The organism is Fischerella major NIES-592, assembly GCF_001904645.1.
Taxonomy (GTDB): Bacteria; Cyanobacteriota; Cyanobacteriia; order Cyanobacteriales; family Nostocaceae; genus Fischerella; species Fischerella thermalis.
This window is the reverse complement of sequence record NZ_MRCA01000003.1, coordinates 13,464-35,601: the sequence shown is the minus strand read 5'-3', so window position 1 is coordinate 35,601 and position 22,138 is coordinate 13,464. Positions and strand designations below refer to the sequence as shown.

General features: G+C 43.5%; 5 protein-coding genes. All 5 read left to right on the top strand.

Translation table 11 applies throughout. The annotated features are described in order from the left end of the window. Positions 1–54 precede the first annotated feature (54 nt). The 5 genes from NIES592_RS07355 to NIES592_RS07335 all read left to right on the top strand — a co-directional run bounded on the left by NIES592_RS07355 (position 55) and on the right by NIES592_RS07335 (position 22,136). On the top strand, positions 55–5,517 hold the full coding sequence (locus tag NIES592_RS07355; RefSeq protein ID WP_073555340.1) for a non-ribosomal peptide synthetase: 5,463 nt from the start codon (positions 55–57) through the stop codon (positions 5,515–5,517). A gap of 128 nt (positions 5,518–5,645) precedes the next feature. Beyond that, a complete protein-coding gene (locus NIES592_RS07350; protein WP_073555339.1) occupies positions 5,646–10,283 on the top strand; it encodes a type I polyketide synthase in 4,638 nt (1,545 codons plus the stop codon). Between the two features lie 173 nt (positions 10,284–10,456). Beyond that, on the top strand, positions 10,457–10,750 hold the full coding sequence (locus tag NIES592_RS24985) for a hypothetical protein (RefSeq protein WP_062246097.1): 294 nt from the start codon (positions 10,457–10,459) through the stop codon (positions 10,748–10,750). Between the two features lie 6 nt (positions 10,751–10,756). Further along, on the top strand, positions 10,757–15,589 hold the full coding sequence (locus NIES592_RS07340; protein WP_073555338.1) for a non-ribosomal peptide synthetase: 4,833 nt from the start codon (positions 10,757–10,759) through the stop codon (positions 15,587–15,589). A gap of 1 nt (position 15,590) precedes the next feature. Beyond that, positions 15,591–22,136 carry an amino acid adenylation domain-containing protein gene (locus tag NIES592_RS07335; protein WP_443134928.1) on the top strand — a complete coding sequence of 2,182 codons (6,546 nt, stop codon included), beginning with the start codon at positions 15,591–15,593 and terminating at the stop codon, positions 22,134–22,136. The last annotated feature ends 2 nt before the right edge of the window (positions 22,137–22,138 follow it).

The following is a 22,138-nucleotide window of genomic DNA, read 5'->3' as shown; positions in this document are numbered from 1 at the left end:
TACATTCAATGTTGGGGGAGAGTCAAGTGCATCTAACTGCCTCGAGGAATTAAGATGGCTCAACAAACCAAAAGCTCTAAAGAAATTTCCCATAACTGTTCTACGGTTGTTGACGTTTTGCGCTTGAGAAGCTCTACACAGCCCACGCGTCGCGCCTTTACCTTCTTGGAGGATGGAGAGAGCCAAGAAACGACACTGACTTATCAACAGTTGGATAAGCGCTCTCGTGCGATCGCATCTCAACTCCAAGCTTTGAATTTAAAAGGGGAACGTGCCTTACTACTCTATCCGCCAGGGCTAGATTACTTAAGTGCTTTTTTTGGTTGTCTCTACGCTGGGGTTGTAGCGGTTCCAGCTTATCCGCCTCAGAATAAACGCAAAGCACCCAGAATCCAGGCTATCAGCACAGATGCACAGGCTAGCATCGCTCTCACTACAACAGCGATGCTCCCCACATTACAATCCATACTTGCACAGCAAACAAACCTGGAAAATATACGCTGGCTCGTTACCGACAACCTAGCACAGGATCTGGAAGACTCTTGGCAACAGCCTGATATCAATGCAAATACCATAGCCTTTCTCCAATACACCTCAGGTTCTACAGGCATCCCCAAGGGAGTTATGCTCAGTCATGGCAACCTGCTGCACAACGCCGCCGCCACTTACCAGTTCATGGGACATTCACCCAACAGTAAATTTGTCTCCTGGCTACCCCTATACCATGATATGGGACTGATTGGTGGTATTTTGCAACCTTTATATGGCGGATTTAGTTGCATATTGATGTCGCCAGCATCTTTTTTGCAACGACCTTTGCGCTGGTTGCAAGCTATTTCTAGATATCAAGGGACAACGAGTGGCGCTCCTAACTTTGCCTACGAATATTGTATTTACAAAATTACCCCAGAACAGCGCTCTTGTCTTGATCTCAGCAGTTGGAGTGTAGCGTTTAATGGCGCTGAACCTGTGCGACAGGATACTCTAGAGCAATTTGCACTCACCTTCGCCGAGTGTGGATTTCGTCGAGAAGCCTTCTACCCTTGTTATGGCATGGCTGAAGCAACTCTGATGGTTTCTGGTGGCAGCAAGACAGCCTTACCGATTGTGAAAAAAGTCCACAAATCTGCACTTGCAAACAATCAGGTCATTGAAGTTAGTACTGAGACACAAGATAAAGATATCCAAACCTTTGTCAGTTGCGGTCAAACCATTCCTCAACAACAAATTGTGATTGCCAATCCTGAAACATTAACACGCTCTTCACCAAATCAAGTGGGAGAAATTTGGGTATCAGGGCCAAGTGTGAGTCAAGGTTATTGGCATCGGCAAGAGGAAACAGAGCGAACCTTTCGTGCCTACCTCAAAGATACAGGAGAAGGGCCGTTTTTGCGGACTGGGGATTTAGGCTTTCTAGACAATGGAGAACTCTTCATTACTGGGAGAGCAAAAGATTTAATCATCATTCGAGGTCGCAATCTTTATCCCCAAGATATTGAATTAACCACAGAACGCAGCCATCCATCATTGCGATCAAGTAGTACAGCTGCTTTTTCAGTTGAGGTCAATGATCAAGAACAGCTGGTCATCGTCCAAGAATTGGAATTTCGCGCCAAACCGGATATCAATGAAGCCACCACTGCTATTCGTCAAGCAGTGACTGAAGAACATGAAGTACAAGTTCATGCAGTAGTTTTGATTAAACCAGGTACTATTCCTAAAACTTCCAGTGGCAAAATTCAACGTCGTGCCACCAAAGCAGCTTTTCTGGCAGGCGAACTGGATGTGGTCGGCAGTAATATCAGTAATAATACTGCTTATTTAGGTAAAGAAAACTACTTACAACGACAAACCCTCTTAGCGCTGACTCCAGAAGAGTCTCAACCACTTTTAGAATCTTATCTCAGAGAACAGGTAGCGCGTGTCCTTGGTGTCGCACCACAGGAAATTAACCCACAACAGCCATTAAGCAGCTTGGGACTCGATTCTTTGAGAGTATTTGAGTTAAAAAACCAGATTGAGGCCGACCTAGAAGTTACTGTATCTGTAGCAGACTTCTTTGAAGGGTTGAGTACGCGATCGCTCTCCACTAAGATACTTACTCAATTAGCAACAACAACTTCCATCCCATCTATATCTGTTACCCAAGTCCAGAAAACTACATCTGTTCACCCTTTATCTTTCTCTCAGCAGGGATTATGGTTTATCCATCAGTTCGTTCCTGATTCGCCTGCATACAATATTCCCATATTGATTAACTGCAAAGGTAAGATTAACGAGGCAGTAGTCGCCCGAAGCTTAAATGAAATCATCAGACGTCACGCAGTTTTGCGAACAAACTTTGTGGTCGTGGATGGACAACCTCTGCAAGTTATTCAGCCAGCTAGTAGATTGACCTTACTCACAGAAGATTTACAGCAAGTTACACTCAACCAACGGGGTGAACAAGTACAACGTTTAGCTAATGAATTTGCTCAGCAACCATTCGACTTATCCAGTCAACCACTTTTGCGTGCCAAACTACTGCGCTTAGACCAACAAGAGTACACATTGCTCCTCACCCTCCACCACATCATAACCGATGGCTGGTCAATCGGCATTCTCATTCAAGAATTGGCAGCGCTGTATGCAGCATTCTCTCGTGGAGAACCCTCACCACTGCCGGAACTACCTATTCAGTACATAGATTTTGCCTATTGGCAGAGGCAATGGTTGCAAAGCGATCGCATCCAAACCCTGTTGACATACTGGAAACAGCAGCTGGGTGGCAAACTACCTGTCTTGAATTTACCCACAGATCGTCCGCGATCGCCGATCCAAACCTTCAAAGGCGCTCAAGCAAGACTAACTCTGTCCCCAACCCTGACAGCAGAACTGAAAAAACTAGGTCATAGCGAAGGCGTGACCCTGTTTATGACAATGCTTACGGCTTTCAAAATCTTACTTTATCGCTATACAGGACAGACTGATATTTTGGTAGGTTCTCCGATCGCCAATCGTAATCAAGCAGAGGTAAAATCATTAATTGGATATTTTGTCAATGTTTTGGTGCTACGTACAGACCTAGCCAACCAACCCAGTTTTAGAGAATTGCTCTCTCGGGTGAAATCAACAGCCCTAGAAGCTTATATTCATCAAGACTTGCCTTTTGAGAAGTTAGTTGAGGAACTACACCTAGATAGAGACCTCAGCTACAATCCCCTCTTCCAAGTCATGTTTGTTCTCCAGAATGTGCCAATACCGAGTCCCAAGTTATCAGACATATCCATAACTTGTCAGCAAGGCGAAAACGGCACAGCAAAGTTCGACCTGACTCTATTTGTAGCAGACACAGAACATGGATTGCTGATCACTGCTGAATACAACACTGATTTGTTTAATGCCGATACCATTCATCGGCTGCTAGGTAATTTCCAGACATTGCTCACAGGGGTTGTCAACAATCCCGATCAGTGCATTGCAGATTTACCTATACTCACAGCACCTGAAAAACAACAACTTCTAGTTGAGTGGAATGATACCAAAACCGACTATCCGCAAAATCTGTGCGTTCATCATTTATTTGAGCAGCAGGTAGAACAAACACCCGATGCGATCGCTGTTGTCTTTAACAAAGAAACATTCACCTACCGGAAATTAAATCATCAAGCCAATCAAATCGCCCATAGCTTGCAACAGTTGGGTGTGCAACCAGATGTAGTCGTTGGTATTTGCATGGAGCGATCGCCAGAAATGGTGATTGGTATCTTAGCCATCCTCAAAGCGGGTGGTGCTTATTTACCCCTAGATCCCGCCTATCCTCAAGAGCGTTTGGCATTGATGTTGGCAGATGCTGGTGTAAAAGTGTTACTCACTCAACAACATTTAGTCAAAAAACTACCGCGACACCAAGGGCAAGTTATATACCTAGACACAGATAGTGAAACTTTTGCTGCTCACAGCCAAGAAAATCTAGTGGGTGAAGTTAAACCAGAAAATCTCGCCTATGTCATCTATACCTCTGGTTCTACAGGCATACCCAAGGGAGTAATGAATACTCATCTGGGTTTATGCAATCGTTTGTTGTGGATGCAAGATACTTATCAATTAACACCAGCAGATAGAGTTTTACAGAAAACACCTTTTAGTTTTGATGTCTCTGTATGGGAATTCTTTTGGCCTTTGTTGACAGGCGCAATCCTAGTTTTAGCCAAACCCGAAGGTCATAAAGATGCTGGCTATCTAGTCGAACTGATTGCTCAGGAGCAAATTACCACACTGCATTTTGTTCCCTCAATGCTGCAAGTATTCTTAGAAGCACCGGGATTAGAGAACTGTCAGAGTCTCAAACGTGTAATTTGTAGTGGAGAAGCTTTACCTTTTGATCTACAAGAACGCTTCTTTGAGTCTTTAGATGCAGAATTATACAATCTTTATGGACCCACCGAAGCCGCCATTGATGTCACAGCCTGGCACTGTCAAAGGGGTAGCAACGAAAAAATAGTTCCTATCGGTCGACCAATTGCCAATACCCAGATATATATATTAGATACACATCTTCAACCTGTCCCTATCGGAGTTCCGGGTGAATTGCATATTGGTGGTGTGGGATTGGCAAGAGGCTATCTAAATAGACCTGAATTGACAGAAGAAAAGTTCATTCCCAACCCCTTGACCCATTTTGAATTACCGATTCTAGATTATAAATTGGGGGATTGTAGTAAAAATCCAGAAGATTGCGATCGCATACAATTTAGTAATCCAAAATTCAAAATCCAAAATCTAAAATTTAATCGCCTTTACAAGACAGGGGATTTAGCACGTTACCATCCTGATGGAAACATCGAATTCCTGGGGAGAATTGACCACCAAGTGAAAATTCGCGGCTTCCGCATCGAACTAGGAGAAATTGAAGCAGTGCTGGGACAACACCCACAGGTGCGGGAGGTAGTTGTGATCGCCACAGAGGATAGACTCAGTGAACGCCGTTTGGTTGCCTATGTGGTTCCCAATCAAGATCATGCACCTTCTATTGATGAATTACGCGATCGCCTCCGAGACAAGCTGCCTGAATATATGGTTCCCTCTGCTTTTGTGATGTTAGATGCATTACCACTTACACTCAACGGCAAAGTGGATCGCCGCGCCTTACCTGCTCCCGATAGCTTGCGCCCCGAGTTAGCATCTACATATCAACCTCCCCAGTCCCAGATAGAACAAGAAATAGCTAAAGTTTGGCAAACAGTACTGCATCTAGAAAAAGTAGGCGTCAACGATAACTTTTTTGACCTTGGCGGTAACTCATTGTTGATGGTTCAGGTTACTAATAAACTGCAAGCTGTTTTTCAACGGAATTTATCAGTTGTAGCAATGTTTCAACATCCAACGATAAGTTCCTTGACCCAATATTTAAGCCAGCAGCCAGAGGATGTACCTGGTTTTGGGTCAATGCGCGATCGCGCGCAAAAACAAATGGAAGTGCTAAATCAACGAAAAAATTTCTGGATAAAACAAAATAAAAAAACTCGTAATCAGTGAAAATATAGCACTTCTCATTTAGATGAAATACAGCTTTATCCGTGTACCCTACGGAAAGCCGCCCTTACGGGCGTCTACATCTGTGTTCCATGAGTGTTCGCTTTTTTCTGAACAAAGCAGGAAAGACAATGGAAGAAATTGCAATTATTGGTATATCAGGACGCTTCCCTGGAGCCAAAAATATTGAAAAATTTTGGCAAAATTTGCGCTCAGGAGTAGAATCAATTTCTCTGTTTACAGATGAAGAGTTAATCGCTGCTGGAATCGAACCTGGATTATTAAATAACTCTAATTATGTGAAAGCAGGTGCTATATTAGAAGATATAGATTTATTTGATGCTGCTTTTTTTGGTTTTAACCCTAAAGAAGCAGAAATCACCGATCCACAACACCGCCTGTTTTTAGAATGTGCATGGGAAGCACTAGAAAACGCTGGCTATGATTCTCAAAGGTGTGAAAGTCGGATTGGTGTTTATGCAGGTGCTAGTTTAAATAACTATTTATCATTTAATATAAATCGCGATCAAATCGGGTCAGCGAATAGTTTTCAAAAGTTGATTGGTAACGATAAAGATTTTCTGACTACTCGTGTTTCTTATAAATTAAATTTATCTGGCCCGAGTGTCACAATTCAAACAGCTTGTTCTACTTCCCTAGTAGCAATAACTCTGGCTTGCCAAAGCTTATTAAACTACCAATGCGATATGACATTGGCAGGTGGAGTTTCAATTAGAGTCCCACAAAAAACAGGTTATTTGTATCAAGAAGGAGGAATTTTATCGCCAGATGGGCACTGTCGTGCCTTTGATGCCAAAGCACAGGGAACAATTATTGGCAATGGTGTAGGAGTGGTAGTTTTAAAACGTCTTGCAGATGCGATCGCAGATGGGGATCACATATATGCAGTAATTAAAGCAGCTGCGATCAACAACGATGGTTCTGGTAAAATTGGTTACACTGCACCCAGTGTCAACGGTCAAGCTGAAGTCATAGCAGAAGCGCTGGCTTTGGCGGGAGTGGAACCGGAAAGCCTCAGCTATATTGAGGCACACGGCACAGGCACTAATTTGGGTGATCCCATTGAAATCAATGCCCTGACCAATGTTTTTCGCGACTATACTGACAAAAAAGGCTTCTGTGCCATAGGTTCTGTCAAAACGAATATCGGTCATTTAGATGCTGCTGCCGGAGTAGCAGGGGTCATCAAAACCGCCCTGGCTCTCCAGCATAAATTGATACCACCGAGCCTGAACTTTCAGCAGCCCAATCCTGAGATTGATTTTGCCAACAGTCCTTTTTATGTCAATACAAAACCCACGCAATGGCAAGCTGAAAAAACTCCCCGGCGTGCAGGTGTCAGTTCCTTAGGAATTGGTGGCACTAATGCCCATGTAATTCTGGAAGAAGCACCAGTTGTAGAGACGAGAGGTGGCACGTCTCTACACTCTCGTCCTTGGCAGTTGTTACTAATTTCTGCCAAAACAGAATCTGCCCTGGAAAAGGCGACTCAAAATCTCGCTCACCATCTGAGTGAACATCCGCAAGAAAACTTGGCAAATGTAGCTTATACCTTGCAAGTGGGGCGCAGAGAATTTGACTATCGTCGCATCTTGGTATGCCAGGATATTGCAGATGCTGTCACTACATTAAATAGGCACGATGTACAAAGAGTTTTAACCCACTTCCAAGAACCGGTAGAACGTCCCATCGCCTTCATGTTCCCGGGACAAGGCGCTCAGTATGTGGAAATGGGTAAAGAACTTTACCAAACTGAGACGATATTCCGTGAACATCTGGATCGTTGCTGCTTGATCCTCAAACCTTTCTTAGGGGTTGATTTGCGATCGCTATTCTATCCCGATGAGAATCAGGCGCAAGCAGCAGAAAAACTCAAACAAACCAGTATCGCTCAAAGTGCATTGTTTGTAATTGAGTATGCGCTGGCTCAGTTGTGGATGTCCTGGGGAATTTCTCCCAGCGCCATGATTGGCCATAGTATCGGCGAATATGTCGCGGCTTGCCTTGCTGGTGTGATGTCTCTGGAAGAAGCTTTAACTTTGGTTGCGATGCGGGGACGACTGATGCAGCAATTACCAACAGGTGCAATGCTCTCTGTTGCACTCCCAGAAGAGGAAGTCAAAATCTTACTTCATCAAGAGTTATCTTTAGCTGCTAGCAATGCTCCCAATTTGTGTGTAGTTTCGGGAAGTCATGACGCCGTCAACACCTTTGAAGCACAACTGCAAGCCAAAGGCGTAGAATGTCGCCGCCTGCATACTTCCCACCCCTTCCATTCCCAGATGATGGAACCGATCTTGGAATCATTCATTGCTGAAGTTAAAAAGGTAAAACTCAATCCTCCCCAGATACCTTTCACCTCCAATGTCACAGGAACTTGGATCACCCCAGAAGCAGCCACAGATCCCAACTATTGGGCAAAACATTTACGCTCTCCTGTGCGCTTTAGTGCGGGAATATCTCAATTACTGCAACAACCAAATCGGATTTTATTAGAAGTGGGGCCAGGACGTACTTTGTGTACACTCGCCAAACAGCATTCCCACCAAGCAGCAGGACAGGTGGTTTTGCCAAGCTTACGCCACCCCCAGGACAAACAATCGGATGTTGCTTTTATACTCAACATCTTAGGTAGACTCTGGTTAGCGGGAGTATCGATCAATTGGTCTGGTTTTTATGCTCACGAACAACGTCAGCGCGTACCATTACCGACTTACCCCTTTGAGCGTCAGCGTTACTGGATTGAACCCCAATTAACAGCAGAAAAATCTGGGCAAGCGGAAAGTAAACTTGGTAAAAAATCCAATATAGCTGACTGGTTTTATATTCCTTCATGGAAACAAATTCCTCTAGTCAAAACTGGAGAGAAAAAGTCTACTTGTTATCTGGTTTTTGTTGATGAATGCACCATAGGTTCGCAAATTGTTCAACATTTGCAACAAACAGGACAAGATGCGATCGCAGTCTTAGTAGGTGCGGAATTTAGCCAAGTTAACCACAATACTTACACAATCAATCCTACTCAAAAAGATGATTACTATACTTTGCTCCAAACTATTCATCAACAAGGTAAAATACCAGAAACAATCCTTCATTTTTGGAGCCTCACTCATTTAATTCATCAGTCACTAGAAGCAATTCAAAATCATGGTTTCTGGAGTTTAATTTATCTAGCGCAAGCTTTAGGACAGCAAAATATTAGTGACTCAAAAATTCAACTTTTCGTTGTGAGTAATCATCTCTATGATGTCACTGGTAATGAGGAATTATTGCCTGCAAAAGCCACTATTTTAGGACCTTTTAAAGTCATACCCCAAGAATATTCAGGCATTAAATGCCGTCAAATAGATGTAGTCTTACCTACTTCCAGAATCGACAATCTTGTACAAGAATTACTCGCAGAAATCACAGCAGAATCCAACGAATCTATCATCGCCTACCGAAATCATCATCGTTGGGTACAAGTATTTGAACCGATAACTTTAGAAAAACCTACCAGCCGCAAAACACGATTACGGCAAAAAGGAGTATATTTAATCACTGGTGGCACAGGGGGTATAGGCTTAGAAATTGCCAAGTATCTTGCCCAGACAGTACAAGCTAAACTTATCCTCATCGGACGTTCTCAATTACCAGCAAAAGAGCATTGGCAACAATGGCTAGCTACTTATGATACATCTGATCCTATTAGCCGCAAAATTCAAAAAGTGCAGGAATTAGAGACACTGGGGGCTGAAGTTTTAATATTGCCTGCCGATGTCACTAATTATGAACAAATGCAAAGTGCAGTTGCTCAATCTCTAGAAAATTTTGGGGAAATTCATGGCGTCATTCATGCAGCTGGAGTTCCGGGAAGTGGTATAGTTCAACTGAAAACTTTAGAGATTGTGAATAGTGTTTTTGCTCCCAAATTACAGGGAACATTAGTGCTAAATGAAGTCCTCCAAGACATCAATCTAGATTTCTTGGTACTTTGTTCTTCTCTAAGTTCAATTTATGGAGGATTTGGACAAGTAGATTATTGCGCAGCCAATGCATTTTTAGATAAATTTGCTCACTTTAATACATCCAAAAATGGTAAACTGACATTAGCAATCAACTGGGATACATGGCAAGAAGTGGGAATGACAGTCAATACTGCTGTTCCTGAAGAACTTAAGAAATGGCGCTCTGAAACTCTCAAAAATGGACTATTGCCAACAGAAGCAGTAGAAGCCTTTGAACGGATTTTAGCAAATCCGCTTCCTCAAATTTTAGTTTCCACACAAGAATTACAATTAGTCATTGATCAATTTAATCAATTTCTTTCATCAAGTTTTCTCAACTCTAAATCCGAGAATTTCACTCACTTATCCGGCACCAGACATGCACGCACTCTCCAAGAAACTACTTATGTTGCTCCCCGTAATGAAATTGAGCAAAGTATTGCCAATATTTGGGAAGAACTGATAGGTATTGACAAAGTAGGAATTTATGACAAATTCTTTGAATTAGGCGGACACTCTTTACTAGCTGTACAAACAATTTCTCGCTTACGTCAAACATTTCAAGTAGACCTACCCCTGCGCACTCTTTTATTTGAAGCCCCCACTGTAGCTGAACTAGCTATTGTCATAGCAGAAAAACAACTAAAGGCAGAAGAATTGAAGGAGATAGAACAGCTATTAGCAGAGGTAGAAAATGTTTCACTGGATGAAATTAAACAACAACTTGCTCAAGAATCACAAGCTAGTGGTTTGTGTCATTAATTTTGATAAGTTACATAGTTTAATGAATTACATTTTAATCCCTCAGAACTAATGCAACAGATCACTAGACTCTCACGGGCAATTGCCAACAACGAGGAGATGAAGAATATAACGAACACAAATGCACACAGATTTAGACGCACCCAAGCGCGGCTTCGGTGCAGGGTACACAGATGGATTATGGGTTTGCTCCTAATTTTGATCTGCGATCGCTATTTTCAAAACAGCTAATTACACTAGGTTATGGCACAAACCTTGCTATAAAAATTCTTACCCCTATCGCAACCTGTCGTGAAACTATTGAATATATGCAATCAATTGGTGTTGATGAAATTGCGTGTTTGATTGATTTTGGCTTGGATTTCGATTCTGTGATGACAAGCCTATATAAGTTGCAAAAACTCACAGAAGAGTATCAAGCTAAAAATACTGTTAAACATAAATCAGCACTCAACTTATTTGGGTGATTTATCATGAGTGATATTAGTAAAAGAATTGCAAATCTTCCTCCAGAAAAACGGGCACTGTTAGAACTGCGTCTGAAACAAAAAGAATTGAGTATAAAAAACTTAACATCTATTTCTAAAAGAAAATCTTCTGATGTTTTATTATTATCTTTAGTTCAGGAACGGTTATGGTTTCTCTATCAATTACAACCAGATATTCCTTTATTTAATGATTCCATTCTAATTCATGTTACAGGTAAGCTTGACAGTATAGCTTTAGAAAAAAGTTTCAACGAAATTATTAAACGACATGAAATACTCCGCACCACTTTTAAAATTGTAGACACTCAACCAATTCAAATTATTGCTCCGACCATAACATTAAAACTGCTTATTTTAGATTTGCAAGAGTTGTCAAAACCTGAACAAGAAGAATTAGTCAAACAAATTATTACCGAACAATCTAGTAAAACCTTTGATCTGACTCAAGAACTTCTATTACGGTGCAAACTTATCAAATTAAAACAGCAAGAACATATCATACTTTTAACCATGCATCACATTATCTGTGATGGCTTGTCTCGACAAATCTTTTATCGAGAATTAGGAACACTTTACCAAGCCTTTTGTGATGGCACTGCCCCAGCTTTGCCAGAATTGCCTATCCAGTATGCAGATTTCGCTCTTTGGCAGCGGCAATCTTTGGATGACGAAACATACAAGTCTCAGTTAGTTTATTGGCAGCAAAAACTGGAAAACTTACCTCCGGTTTTCGCCTTACCAACAGACAATCCACGTCCGGCGGTTCAAAGCTTGCGAGGTGCGCGCCAAACTCTCATCCTTCCTCAATCATTGACAGAGGCACTGAAGTCCTTAAGTCAAAAGGAAGGCGTGACTTTGTTCATGGTGTTACTTGCGGCATTTAAGACTTTGCTCTATCGCTACACAGGACAAACAGACCTGGTAGTTGGTACTCCCATTGCCAATCGCAACCAAATTGAAACCGAAAATTTACTAGGTTGTTTTATTAACACTTTGGTTTTGCGAACTGATCTCTCTAACAACCCTAGTTTTCGAGAACTATTAGCACGGGTACGGGAAACCACCTTGGCAGCTTATGCCCATCAAGACTTTCCGTTTGAGCAACTGGTGAAAGAACTGCAACCAGAACGGACATTGAGTCATAACCCTCTGTTCCAGACGATGTTCGTTTTCCAGGATTCGCCACTCCAAGCCCTAGAATTGCCTGGTCTGAAATTGACTCCCTCAATTGTAGACAGTGGATTTGCTGAGTTTGACTTGACTTTGTTCTTAGAAGATACAAAGCTGGGACTAATGGGAGCCTTAGAATACAGCACCGACTTGTTTAGGGCAGACACCATTAACCGGATAATCGGGCATTGGCAAACTTTGCTGGCAGGGATTGTTTCTCACCCCGATGAGAATATCTCAAAATTAGCTTTACTGACTAAGTTTGAGGAAAATCAGCTGCTTGTAGATTGGAATCAAACAACAACAGACTATACCAAAGACCAGTGCATTCATCAACTGTTTGCAGCCCAGGTGGAAAGAACACCAAATGCAGTGGCGGTGGCGTTTGCAGATCAGCAGTTGACTTACCGAGAACTCAACGAGAAAGCCAACCAACTGGCCCATTATTTGCAAAAGTTGGGAGTGCAACCAGAAGTGCCAGTGGGGATTTGTGTTGAGCGTTCCTTAGAGATGGCGATCGCAATCTTAGCCATCTTAAAAGCGGGCGGCGCTTATGTGCCCATAGACCCAAACTATCCCCAGGAACGTATAGCCTACATCTTGGCGAATTCCCAAGCGCTTGTACTTCTAACTCAGGAAAAATTAATCAAAGAACTGCCTGAGCATCAAGCATGTCTTGTCTGTTTGGATACAGACTGGCAAGCCATCTCACAGGAGAGCCGGAGCAATCCCTTTAGTAATACTGGAAGCGAAAATTTAGCTTATGTGATTTACACTTCTGGTTCTACAGGCACACCCAAAGGTGTATTAATTACACATAAATCTTTAGTTAATTTTACGGAAGCTGCTGTGGTTGAATATGGACTGACAGAGGGCGATCGCGTGCTTCAGTTTGCCTCGATTAGTTTTGATGCCGCAGCAGAAGAAATTTATCCCTGTCTGACGTGTGGTGGAACTTTAGTTCTACGTACTGATGAAATGCTCAGTGATGGACAGACATTTCTGCAAAAGTGCCAGGATTTAAAGCTGACGGTATTAGATTTGCCGACTGCCTACTGGCAACAGCTCATGTCTGACATAGCCACAGCAGATTTACGGTTGCCTGACTCACTGCGGCTAGTAATTATTGGGGGAGAGCAAGCGCAGGGAAAACAAGTAGAAATTTGGCGAAATTGTGTAGGCGATCGCCCAGAACTGATCAACACATACGGTCCCACAGAGGCGACTGTTGTCGCAACTACATACAAATTACCATTAGCACCTACAGACAACCCGTCACTCAAGATACCGATTGGACGCCCGATTCCCAATGCTCAAACCTACGTATTAGATAAATATTTGCAACCAGTTCCCATTGGTGTTGTTGGTGAACTATATATTAGTGGTGTTGGTATTGCTAGGGGATACCTCAACCGTCCAGATTTGACCGCCGATAAATTCATTCCCCACCCCTTCAGTAATCAGCTAGGAGCGCGATTATACAAAACAGGGGATTTAGTACGCTATCGTCAAGACGGCAACATCGAATTCCTGGGGCGGATTGACAATCAAGTGAAAGTTAGGGGATTCCGCATCGAGTTAGGAGAAATTGAGTCGGTGCTGAGTCAACATCCCGCCGTGCGAGAAGTGGTGGTTTTAGCACGAGAAGAAAAAGCGGGAAATAAACGCTTAGTAGCTTATATAGTTCCTTACAAACAAAGCAGAGGGCAAGAGGATTTGATAGCGGGTAGCGATCGCCTCCAGTCGGAAACTCTTGAGCAAGAAACACAAGATTTAGATAATAGTAATATTCATCACTCAGCACTCAGCCATGACCTGCGTAACTTCGTCAAAGAAAAGTTACCAGAATACATGATTCCTGCTGCCTTCGTATTCCTGGAAGTTATGCCTTTAACCCCCAACGGTAAGGTAAATCTGCAAGCACTACCAGCACCAGAACAGCAAACTCCACAAATAGCATCAGCTTTCATCGCTCCTGAAACTACAGTCGAAAAACAGTTAGCTACGATTTGGGCGCAGGCACTAGGTAGAGAAAAGGTAGGTATCAAAGACAACTTTTTTGCATTAGGTGGAGACTCTATCCTCAGTCTTCAGGTCGTTTCTAAAGCTCGGGAAGCCGGACTACAATTAACACCAAAGCAGATTTTTCAATACCAGACGATCGCAGAATTAGTAGCAGTAGTCAGTACAACTGAGACGATTATTGCCGCCGAACAAGGGATTGTCACCGGAACAGTACCTTTGACACCCATTCAGCACTGGTTCTTTGCCCAAAATCTCCATTTTCCTCACCACTATAATCAAGCAGTTCTGCTCGCACCAAAGCAACCACTGGATATTACTTGCTTAGAGAAAGCAGTGCAAGCCTTACTCCAGCACCATGATGCACTTCGCTTGCGTTTTGTCAAGGGGGAATCTGGTTGGCAGCAGGTGAATGCTGATGTTGATGGCGTAGTTCCGTTGGTGCAGCGAGATTTTTCAGCTTTGCCGGAAACTCAACAAAAACAAGTAATTGCAGACGCTGCCAACGAACTTCAAGCCAGCCTCAATTTATCTGAAGGGCCATTGCTTCGCTTTGCCTTATTCCACCTTGGCTGCAATCAACAGCGCCTACTAATTGTCATCCATCACTTAGCGGTTGATGGGGTGTCGTGGCGCATCCTGTTGGAGGATTTGCAGAGGAGTTATGAGCAAATCTGTTGTAGCCAAAGAATTCAATTGGCTTCTAAAACGACTTCCTTCAAACAGTGGGCTGAACAACTACAAGCCTATGCCCAAGCAGACGCATTCAAGCAAGAACTCAATTACTGGCAACAAGAACTGCAACAACCCATTGCTTCCCTACCCGTGGACTTTCCAGGGGGAGAGAATACAATGGCTAAAGCTGAAATTGTCTCTGTAGCTTTGAGTCCAGAAGAAACTCAAGCTTTGTTACAAGAGGTTCCCCAAGCCTACAACACTCAAATCAATGATGTGTTACTGACAGCTTTAGCACAGACCTTTGCCCAATGGCAGGGGATAGATTGTTTGTTAGTAGATTTAGAAGCCCATGGCCGGGAAGCGTTTTCAGAATCGATAGATTTATCCCGGACTGTGGGTTGGTTTACTGCCGTTTTTCCTGTAGTGTTGAAAATAAGTCCTGATAGTCATCCTGGAGAAGCTTTAAAAGCAGTTAAAGAACAACTGCGGCGCATACCCAATCAGGGAATGGGCTATGGAATATGGCGCTACCTCAGAGGTGATGAAGTTGCCCAAGCACTGCAAGCATTACCTCAAGCTGAGGTGGCTTTCAACTATCTGGGTCAGTTTGACCAGAGTTTGTCTTCATCCTCTCTATTTCAGTTCGCCCCAGAATCAAGTGGTCGCGTTTACAGTCCACAGGAAACCCTGCCATACCTTTTAGAAATTAACGGAATGGTGAGTGCAGGTCAATTGCGCTTGGAATGGAGTTTTAGTCAAGAGATATATCAAAGTACAACAGTGGAAAAATTGGCTGTTGGTTATATAGATGCATTGCGATCGCTAATTACTCACTGTCAATCTGCCGATGCAGGTGGCTTTACTCCTTCCGATTTTGCCGAATTTCAGCAAAGCCAATGGAATCAAGCCGATCTGGATGCAATTACCGCAGTCATTAGAGAAATGTGATATGGGCATGAAAAATATTGCAGATTTTTATCCCCTCTCGCCCATGCAACAGGGCATCCTCTTCCACTGTCTTGCAGATCCCAAATCAGGAGTATATTTTGACCAATTTAGCTGCACCATAGAAGGCAATCTCAATATTGCAGCCTTCCATCGTGCTTGGCAGCAGGTGGTAAATCGACACCCGATTTTGCGAACTTGTTTCCTGTGGGAAGGCTTAAAAGAACCTGTGCAAGTAGTGCATCGTCAGGTAACACTACCTTTTGTGCATCAGGACTGGCGGCATTTGTCATCAGTTGCACAGCAGGGACAAATTGAGGCTTTTTTGTCAAGCGATCGCTGCCAAGGCTTTAATTTGACAATTGCACCTCTGATGCGTTTGGTGCTGATTCAACTTACCGACTATTCTTATCATTTCATTTGGAGCAGTCATCACCTGCTGTTAGATGGTTGGTCTGTTCCTTTAATTTTCCAAGAAGTTCTGGCCTTTTACAAAACTTTCGCTCAAGGCCAAACTCTCTCCCTCCCATCTCCACGTCCTTACCGGGATTACATCGTCTGGTTACAGCAGCAAAATCTTTCCGAAGCTGAAACATTTTGGCGGCAGACTCTCAAAGGTTTTACTGCTCCCACAAAGATAGGGGAAAACCAGAATGATCAGCAAACACCTACTGATAACTACAAAGAACAAGAACTGCGGCTACAAGCATCAACCACAGCCGCACTACAATCACTAGCACAAAAACATCAGCTAACACTCAACACTCTCGTGCAGGGAGCTTGGGCTTTACTCCTGAACCGCTATAGTGGGGAAGCAGATGTATTATTTGGGGTAACGGTCTCAGGTCGTCCGGCGGCGCTGCCAAAAGCCGAATCAATGGTGGGGTTATTTATCAACACGCTGCCATTCCGAGTCAAAGTTGATCCCGAAGCTTTCCTCTTACCTTGGCTAAAGCAAGTTCAAGTCCAACAAGTTGAGACACGGCAGTACGAATATAGCCCACTTGTAGAAATTCAGGGTTGGAGTGAAGTTAACAGAGGTTTGCCTCTATTTGAGAGTATTCTCGTTTTTGAGAATTATCCTGTAGATATTTCTTTATCAGAACCAGGTTTAGACCTGGCAATTAAGAATTTTCGTAGCATTGAACAAACTAACTATCCCCTGACACTAAGTGTGATCCCGGGTAAAGAGCTGTTGCTTACCATTGCCTACAATGAAGGTGAGCGCTTTGCTGCTGCCACTATCGAGCGTATGCTAGGACATCTGGCAACTTTGCTCAACGCTATGGTTGCCAATCCCCAACAGCGCCTGAAAGAATTATCACTTTTAACAGCAGCTGAAAAACAGCAGCTATTGGTGGAGTGGAATAACACTCAGAGTGACTATCCTCAAGACCTATGCATCCATCAGTTGTTTGAAGCCCAGGTGGAACGTACTCCTGATGCTGTAGCCGTAGTTTTTGCAGACCAGCAATTAACTTATCGGGAACTCAACTGCCGTGCCAACCAATTGGCCCATGAATTGCAAAAATTGGGAGTGGGACCAGAGGTATTAGTAGGGGTTTGTGTTGAGCGATCGCTCTTAATGGTAATTGCTATTCTGGCAATTCTTAAAGCAGGCGGGGCATATATCCCCCTAGATCCATCCTATCCACCACAAAGGTTGGCTTTGATGTTGGAAGATGCCAAGCCTTTGGTACTGCTGACCCAGGCACGGCTAGTCGCAGAACTCCTACCACACACAGCTAAAGTTATACTTATTGATACTAATTATTTCAGTAATATTCCTGTTACATTACATAATCCTATCAGTGGGGCGAAACCTGAAAACCTAGCCTATGTAATTTATACATCAGGCTCTACAGGTCGAGCAAAAGGTGTGGCAATTCAGCACAGCAGCCTCGTCAATGCTTATTTTGCTTGGGAAGAAACTTACCACCTACACACAGACGTCACCTGTCACCTGCAAATGGCAAGTTTCTCCTTCGATGTTTTTTCTGGAGATTTAGTTCGTGCTGTTTGTTCGGGTGGCAAACTGGTTTTATGCCCCCGCGACCTACTACTGTCTCCCCAAGACCTATACAACCTGATGGTTGAAGAAAAAGTTGACTGTGCCGAATTTGTACCAGCAGTTTTGCGAAACTTGATGCAGTACCTAGAGGAGAGTCAGCAGCAACTTGACTTTATGCGGCTGCTGATTTGTGGTTCTGATGTTTGGTACACAAAAGAATATCAAAAATTTCGTAACTTTTGCGGTTCCCACACCCGCTTAATTAACTCTTTTGGTTTGACCGAAGCCACAATTGACAGTTCCTGGTTTGAAACCACAACTCAGGAGTTAGTTAACGACCAATTAGTACCAATTGGTCGCCCATTTGCTAACACCGAGTTGTACATTTTCGACTCTAACTTGCAGCCAGTACCGATAGGAGTTCCTGGAGAACTGTATATAGGTGGTTATAGCCTAGCTAGAGGTTATTTGCATCGTCCTGATTTGACTTGTGAAAAATTCATTCCCCATCCCCACAGCAACGAACCAGGAGTACGTTTATACAAGACTGGGGACTTAGCTCGTTATTTACCTAGTGGAGATATAGAGTACATAGGTCGCATTGACCACCAGGTGAAACTTCGGGGTTTCCGTATTGAACTAGGAGAAATTGAAGCAGTCATTAGCCAACACCCAGCAATATCGGCGAGTGTGGTTATTGTGCGGGAGGATGACACTGCAAATAAAACTTTAGTAGCCTATATCACTCTTCACCCAGACCAGACACTGACAATTCCCGAACTGCGCCGCTTTTTGGAGGCAAAACTACCAAACTACATGCTGCCAACAGCTTTTGTCATCCTAGAAGCGTTACCCTTGACACCCAATGGCAAGATAGACCGCCGGGCGCTACCAGCACCAGACCCAACACAACTAATATCTGAGTCTAATATTGTAGCTCCTTCCACACCAGTTGAAGAAATGCTAGCTGGAATCTGGGCAGAAGTGCTTGGCATTCAAAAAGTGGGGATTCACGACAACTTCTTTGAGTTAGGGGGACATTCCCTGCTGGCTACTCGTGTTATTTCGCAACTGCGGCAAGTTTTTAAGGTGGAACTACCCTTGCGTTGCTTGTTTAACCAGCCAACAGTCGCGGGGCTAGCCAAGGAAATTGAAAAAGCTACCAAAGCAGACTTAGGATTAGAAATACCGCCTATTCAACGTATTTCCCGGACGGCAGATTTACCCCTGTCCTTTGCCCAACAACGACTCTGGTTCCTGGCTCAGTTAGAGCCTGACAGTCATTTTTACAACATTATCGATGCCGTACATTTACAGGGGCAGTTAAATCTAGCAGCGCTAGAGCAGAGTTTTAATGAAATTCTACGCCGTCACGAAGCCTTGCGAACTAATTTTAAGACAGTCGAAGGGCAACCCGTAGCATTTATCTCATCGGTAACATCGCAGCTATTAACAGTCATTGACCTGGCGGAATTACCTGCTGCTCAACGAGAAACCAAAGTCAAAGAACTAGCACTTGCAGAGGCACAACAGCCCTTTAACCTGGAGACTGATACTCTGTTGCGAGTGAAATTACTCCGCCTTAGTGAACAGGAATATGTGATCCTGTTGACCATGCACCACATCGTTTCTGACGGTTGGTCAACAAGTGTGCTAGTGCATGAATTGGCGACACTTTATCAAGCTTTTTGTCACGGGCAACCTTCCCCGTTACCTGAATTGCCAATTCAGTATATAGACTTTGCCGCTTGGCAGAAGCAGTGGCTCACAGGAGAAGTACTGGAATCTCAGCTTGCTTACTGGCGTCAGCAGTTGCATGGTGCGCCAGCTGTTCTAGAGTTACCTACTGATCACCCACGACCTGCTGTTCAGTCCTTCCGAGGTGCTACCCATTCTTTCCGGCTATCTCCAGAGCAAACTCTTGCGTTGAAAACTTTGAGCCAGCAAGAAGGAAGCACCTTATTTATGACCTTGCTGGCAGCCTTCAAGACGCTGCTGTATCGCTACACGGGAAACAATGATATTGTAATTGGTTCTCCCATTGCCAATCGTAACCACAGGGAGATAGAAGGGTTAATCGGTTTTTTTGTCAATACCCTAGTGCTGCGAACCGATTTATCTGGCAACCCTAGCTTTCGAGAGTTGCTACGTCGGGTGCGGGAAGTAGCTTTAGGAGCTTATGCCCACCAAGATGTGCCTTTTGAAAAATTAGTAGAAAAATTGCAGCCCCAGCGCAATTTAAGTCACACACCTCTATTTCAAGTGATGTTTGTGCTTCAGAATGCACACAGTTTAGAGATAGAGTTACCAAGTTTGACCTTGAGTACCTTAGAAAGTGATAGTGGCACTGCCAAGTTCGATTTGACACTGTATATGGCAGAAACAGCCTCTGGCATGATTGGCAGTGTGGAGTATAACACTGACTTATTCGAGGCGCAAACTATACAACGGCTGGCAGAGCATTTCCAGAGATTACTTGCTGGCATAGTTGCCAATCCAGAACAGCGGTTAGAGGAGTTACCACTGTTAAGCGAAGCTGAAAAACAGCAGCTATTAGTCGAGTGGAATAATACTGAGGCTGAGTATCCTCAACAGTGTATCCATCAGTTGTTTGAAGCCCAGGTGGAACGTACACCTGACGCTGTAGCAGTCGTCTTTCAAGACGAACAATTAACTTATACTCAATTAAATCAAACAGCCAATCAACTAGCACACTATTTGCAAAAGCTGGGAGTCAAACCAGAGGTACTGGTAGGAATTTGCTTGCCGCGTTCAATAGAAATGTTGATTGGACTGTTGGCAATTCTAAAAGCGGGTGGGGCTTATGTGCCAATAGACCCAGCTTATCCGCAACAGCGCTTAGCTTTGATGTTGGAAGATGCCCAAGTGTCAATACTGCTGACTCAACAGCATTTGCTTGAGAAACTTCCAGCACATCAGGCACGAGTGGTTTGTCTGGACAGCGATCGCAGTAGTATTGCCCAAGAAAGCCAAGACAACCCTATTAATAGTTCTACTGCCAACAGTCTGGCTTATGTCATCTATACTTCTGGCTCTACAGGTAAACCCAAAGGAGTTTTAGGTCTGCATCAAGGCGCTGTCAATCGTTTTGCTTGGATGTGGCAGAACTATCCTTTTAAACAGGGGGAGGTGTGTTGTCAAAAGACATCCTTAAATTTTGTGGACTCGGTTTGGGAAATTTTTGGGCCCCTACTCCAAGGAGTCCAGATTGTTATCATACCAGATAGTGTTGTTAAGGCTCCGCAAAAATTCATAGAAATTCTGGCTAGCAACAAGATTACACGGCTGGTTGTTGTCCCCTCATTGCTACGTGTACTCTTGGATACCTACACTCATTTACAACAGCGATTGCCTCAGTTGCAACTTTGGGTAACAAGTGGGGAAGCACTTTCTCATAGCTTATTACAAAAGTTTCGCCAGACGCTGCCGGAAAGTACTCTCTTAAACCTTTACGGTTCGTCGGAAGTATCTGCTGACGTTACTTGTTACAGTTTAAGTCCGCAAGATGCAGTTCCGGCGCGGGTTGTTATTGGTCGTCCCATAGCTAATATCCAAGTATATGTGCTGGATAGAAACCTCAAGCCTGTGCCTATTGGTGTACCGGGTGAGGTGTATATCGGTGGAGTCGGATTGGCAAGGGGTTATTTCAACAGACCTGAGATGACGGTGGAGCGGTTTATACCAAATATTTTTTCGGCGTTGCATAAAATAGGAATCGAGAATAAACCACCAAGACACCAAGAACACCAAGAATTTTCTTTGGGTTTTCCTGAAGTAGGAACACGTCTATATAAAACTGGGGATTTAGCTCGTTATTTAGTTGATGGAAATCTAGAATTTCTTGGACGGATAGATAATCAGGTAAAAATTCGTGGTTTCCGCATTGAACTAGGAGAAATTGAAGCGGCGCTAGTTCAATATTCGGGAGTGGAGGATGCTGTAGTTCTAACGAGGGAAGATAGACCAAATCATAAGCAACTAGTGGCGTATGTAGTTGCTCAAAAGGAGCAGGTGATTACAGTCAGCGAACTGCATCATTTTCTGAAAGAGAAACTGCCTGACTATATGCTGCCGTCAGCTTTTGTGATTCTGGAAGCTATACCACTGTTACCTAACGGTAAGGTAGACCGCCATTCCTTGCCAGCACCCGACCAAACACGTCCGGAGTTGAAACAGACTTATCAAGCGCCCCAAACTGAGGTAGAAAAAATCATTGCTCAGATTTGGCAAGAAGTATTGCATGTGAATGAAGTGGGTATTCATGACAATTTTTTTGAACTGGGTGGTCATTCATTACTGTTGTTGCAGATTCATAACCAGCTGCAAAAAAGATTTCAGCAAAGTTTATCGATTTTAGAGCTGTTTAGATATCCGACTATTAGCTCTTTGGCTAAATATTTAAGTCAGGAGCAAAACAAACAAGTATCTTTTTCGGAAACTGGCGATCGCTCGGAACAGTTAGAAAAAGGCAAGGCACGAATTAAGCAATTTTTGACAATTAGTAAGAGAAATCAATAAAA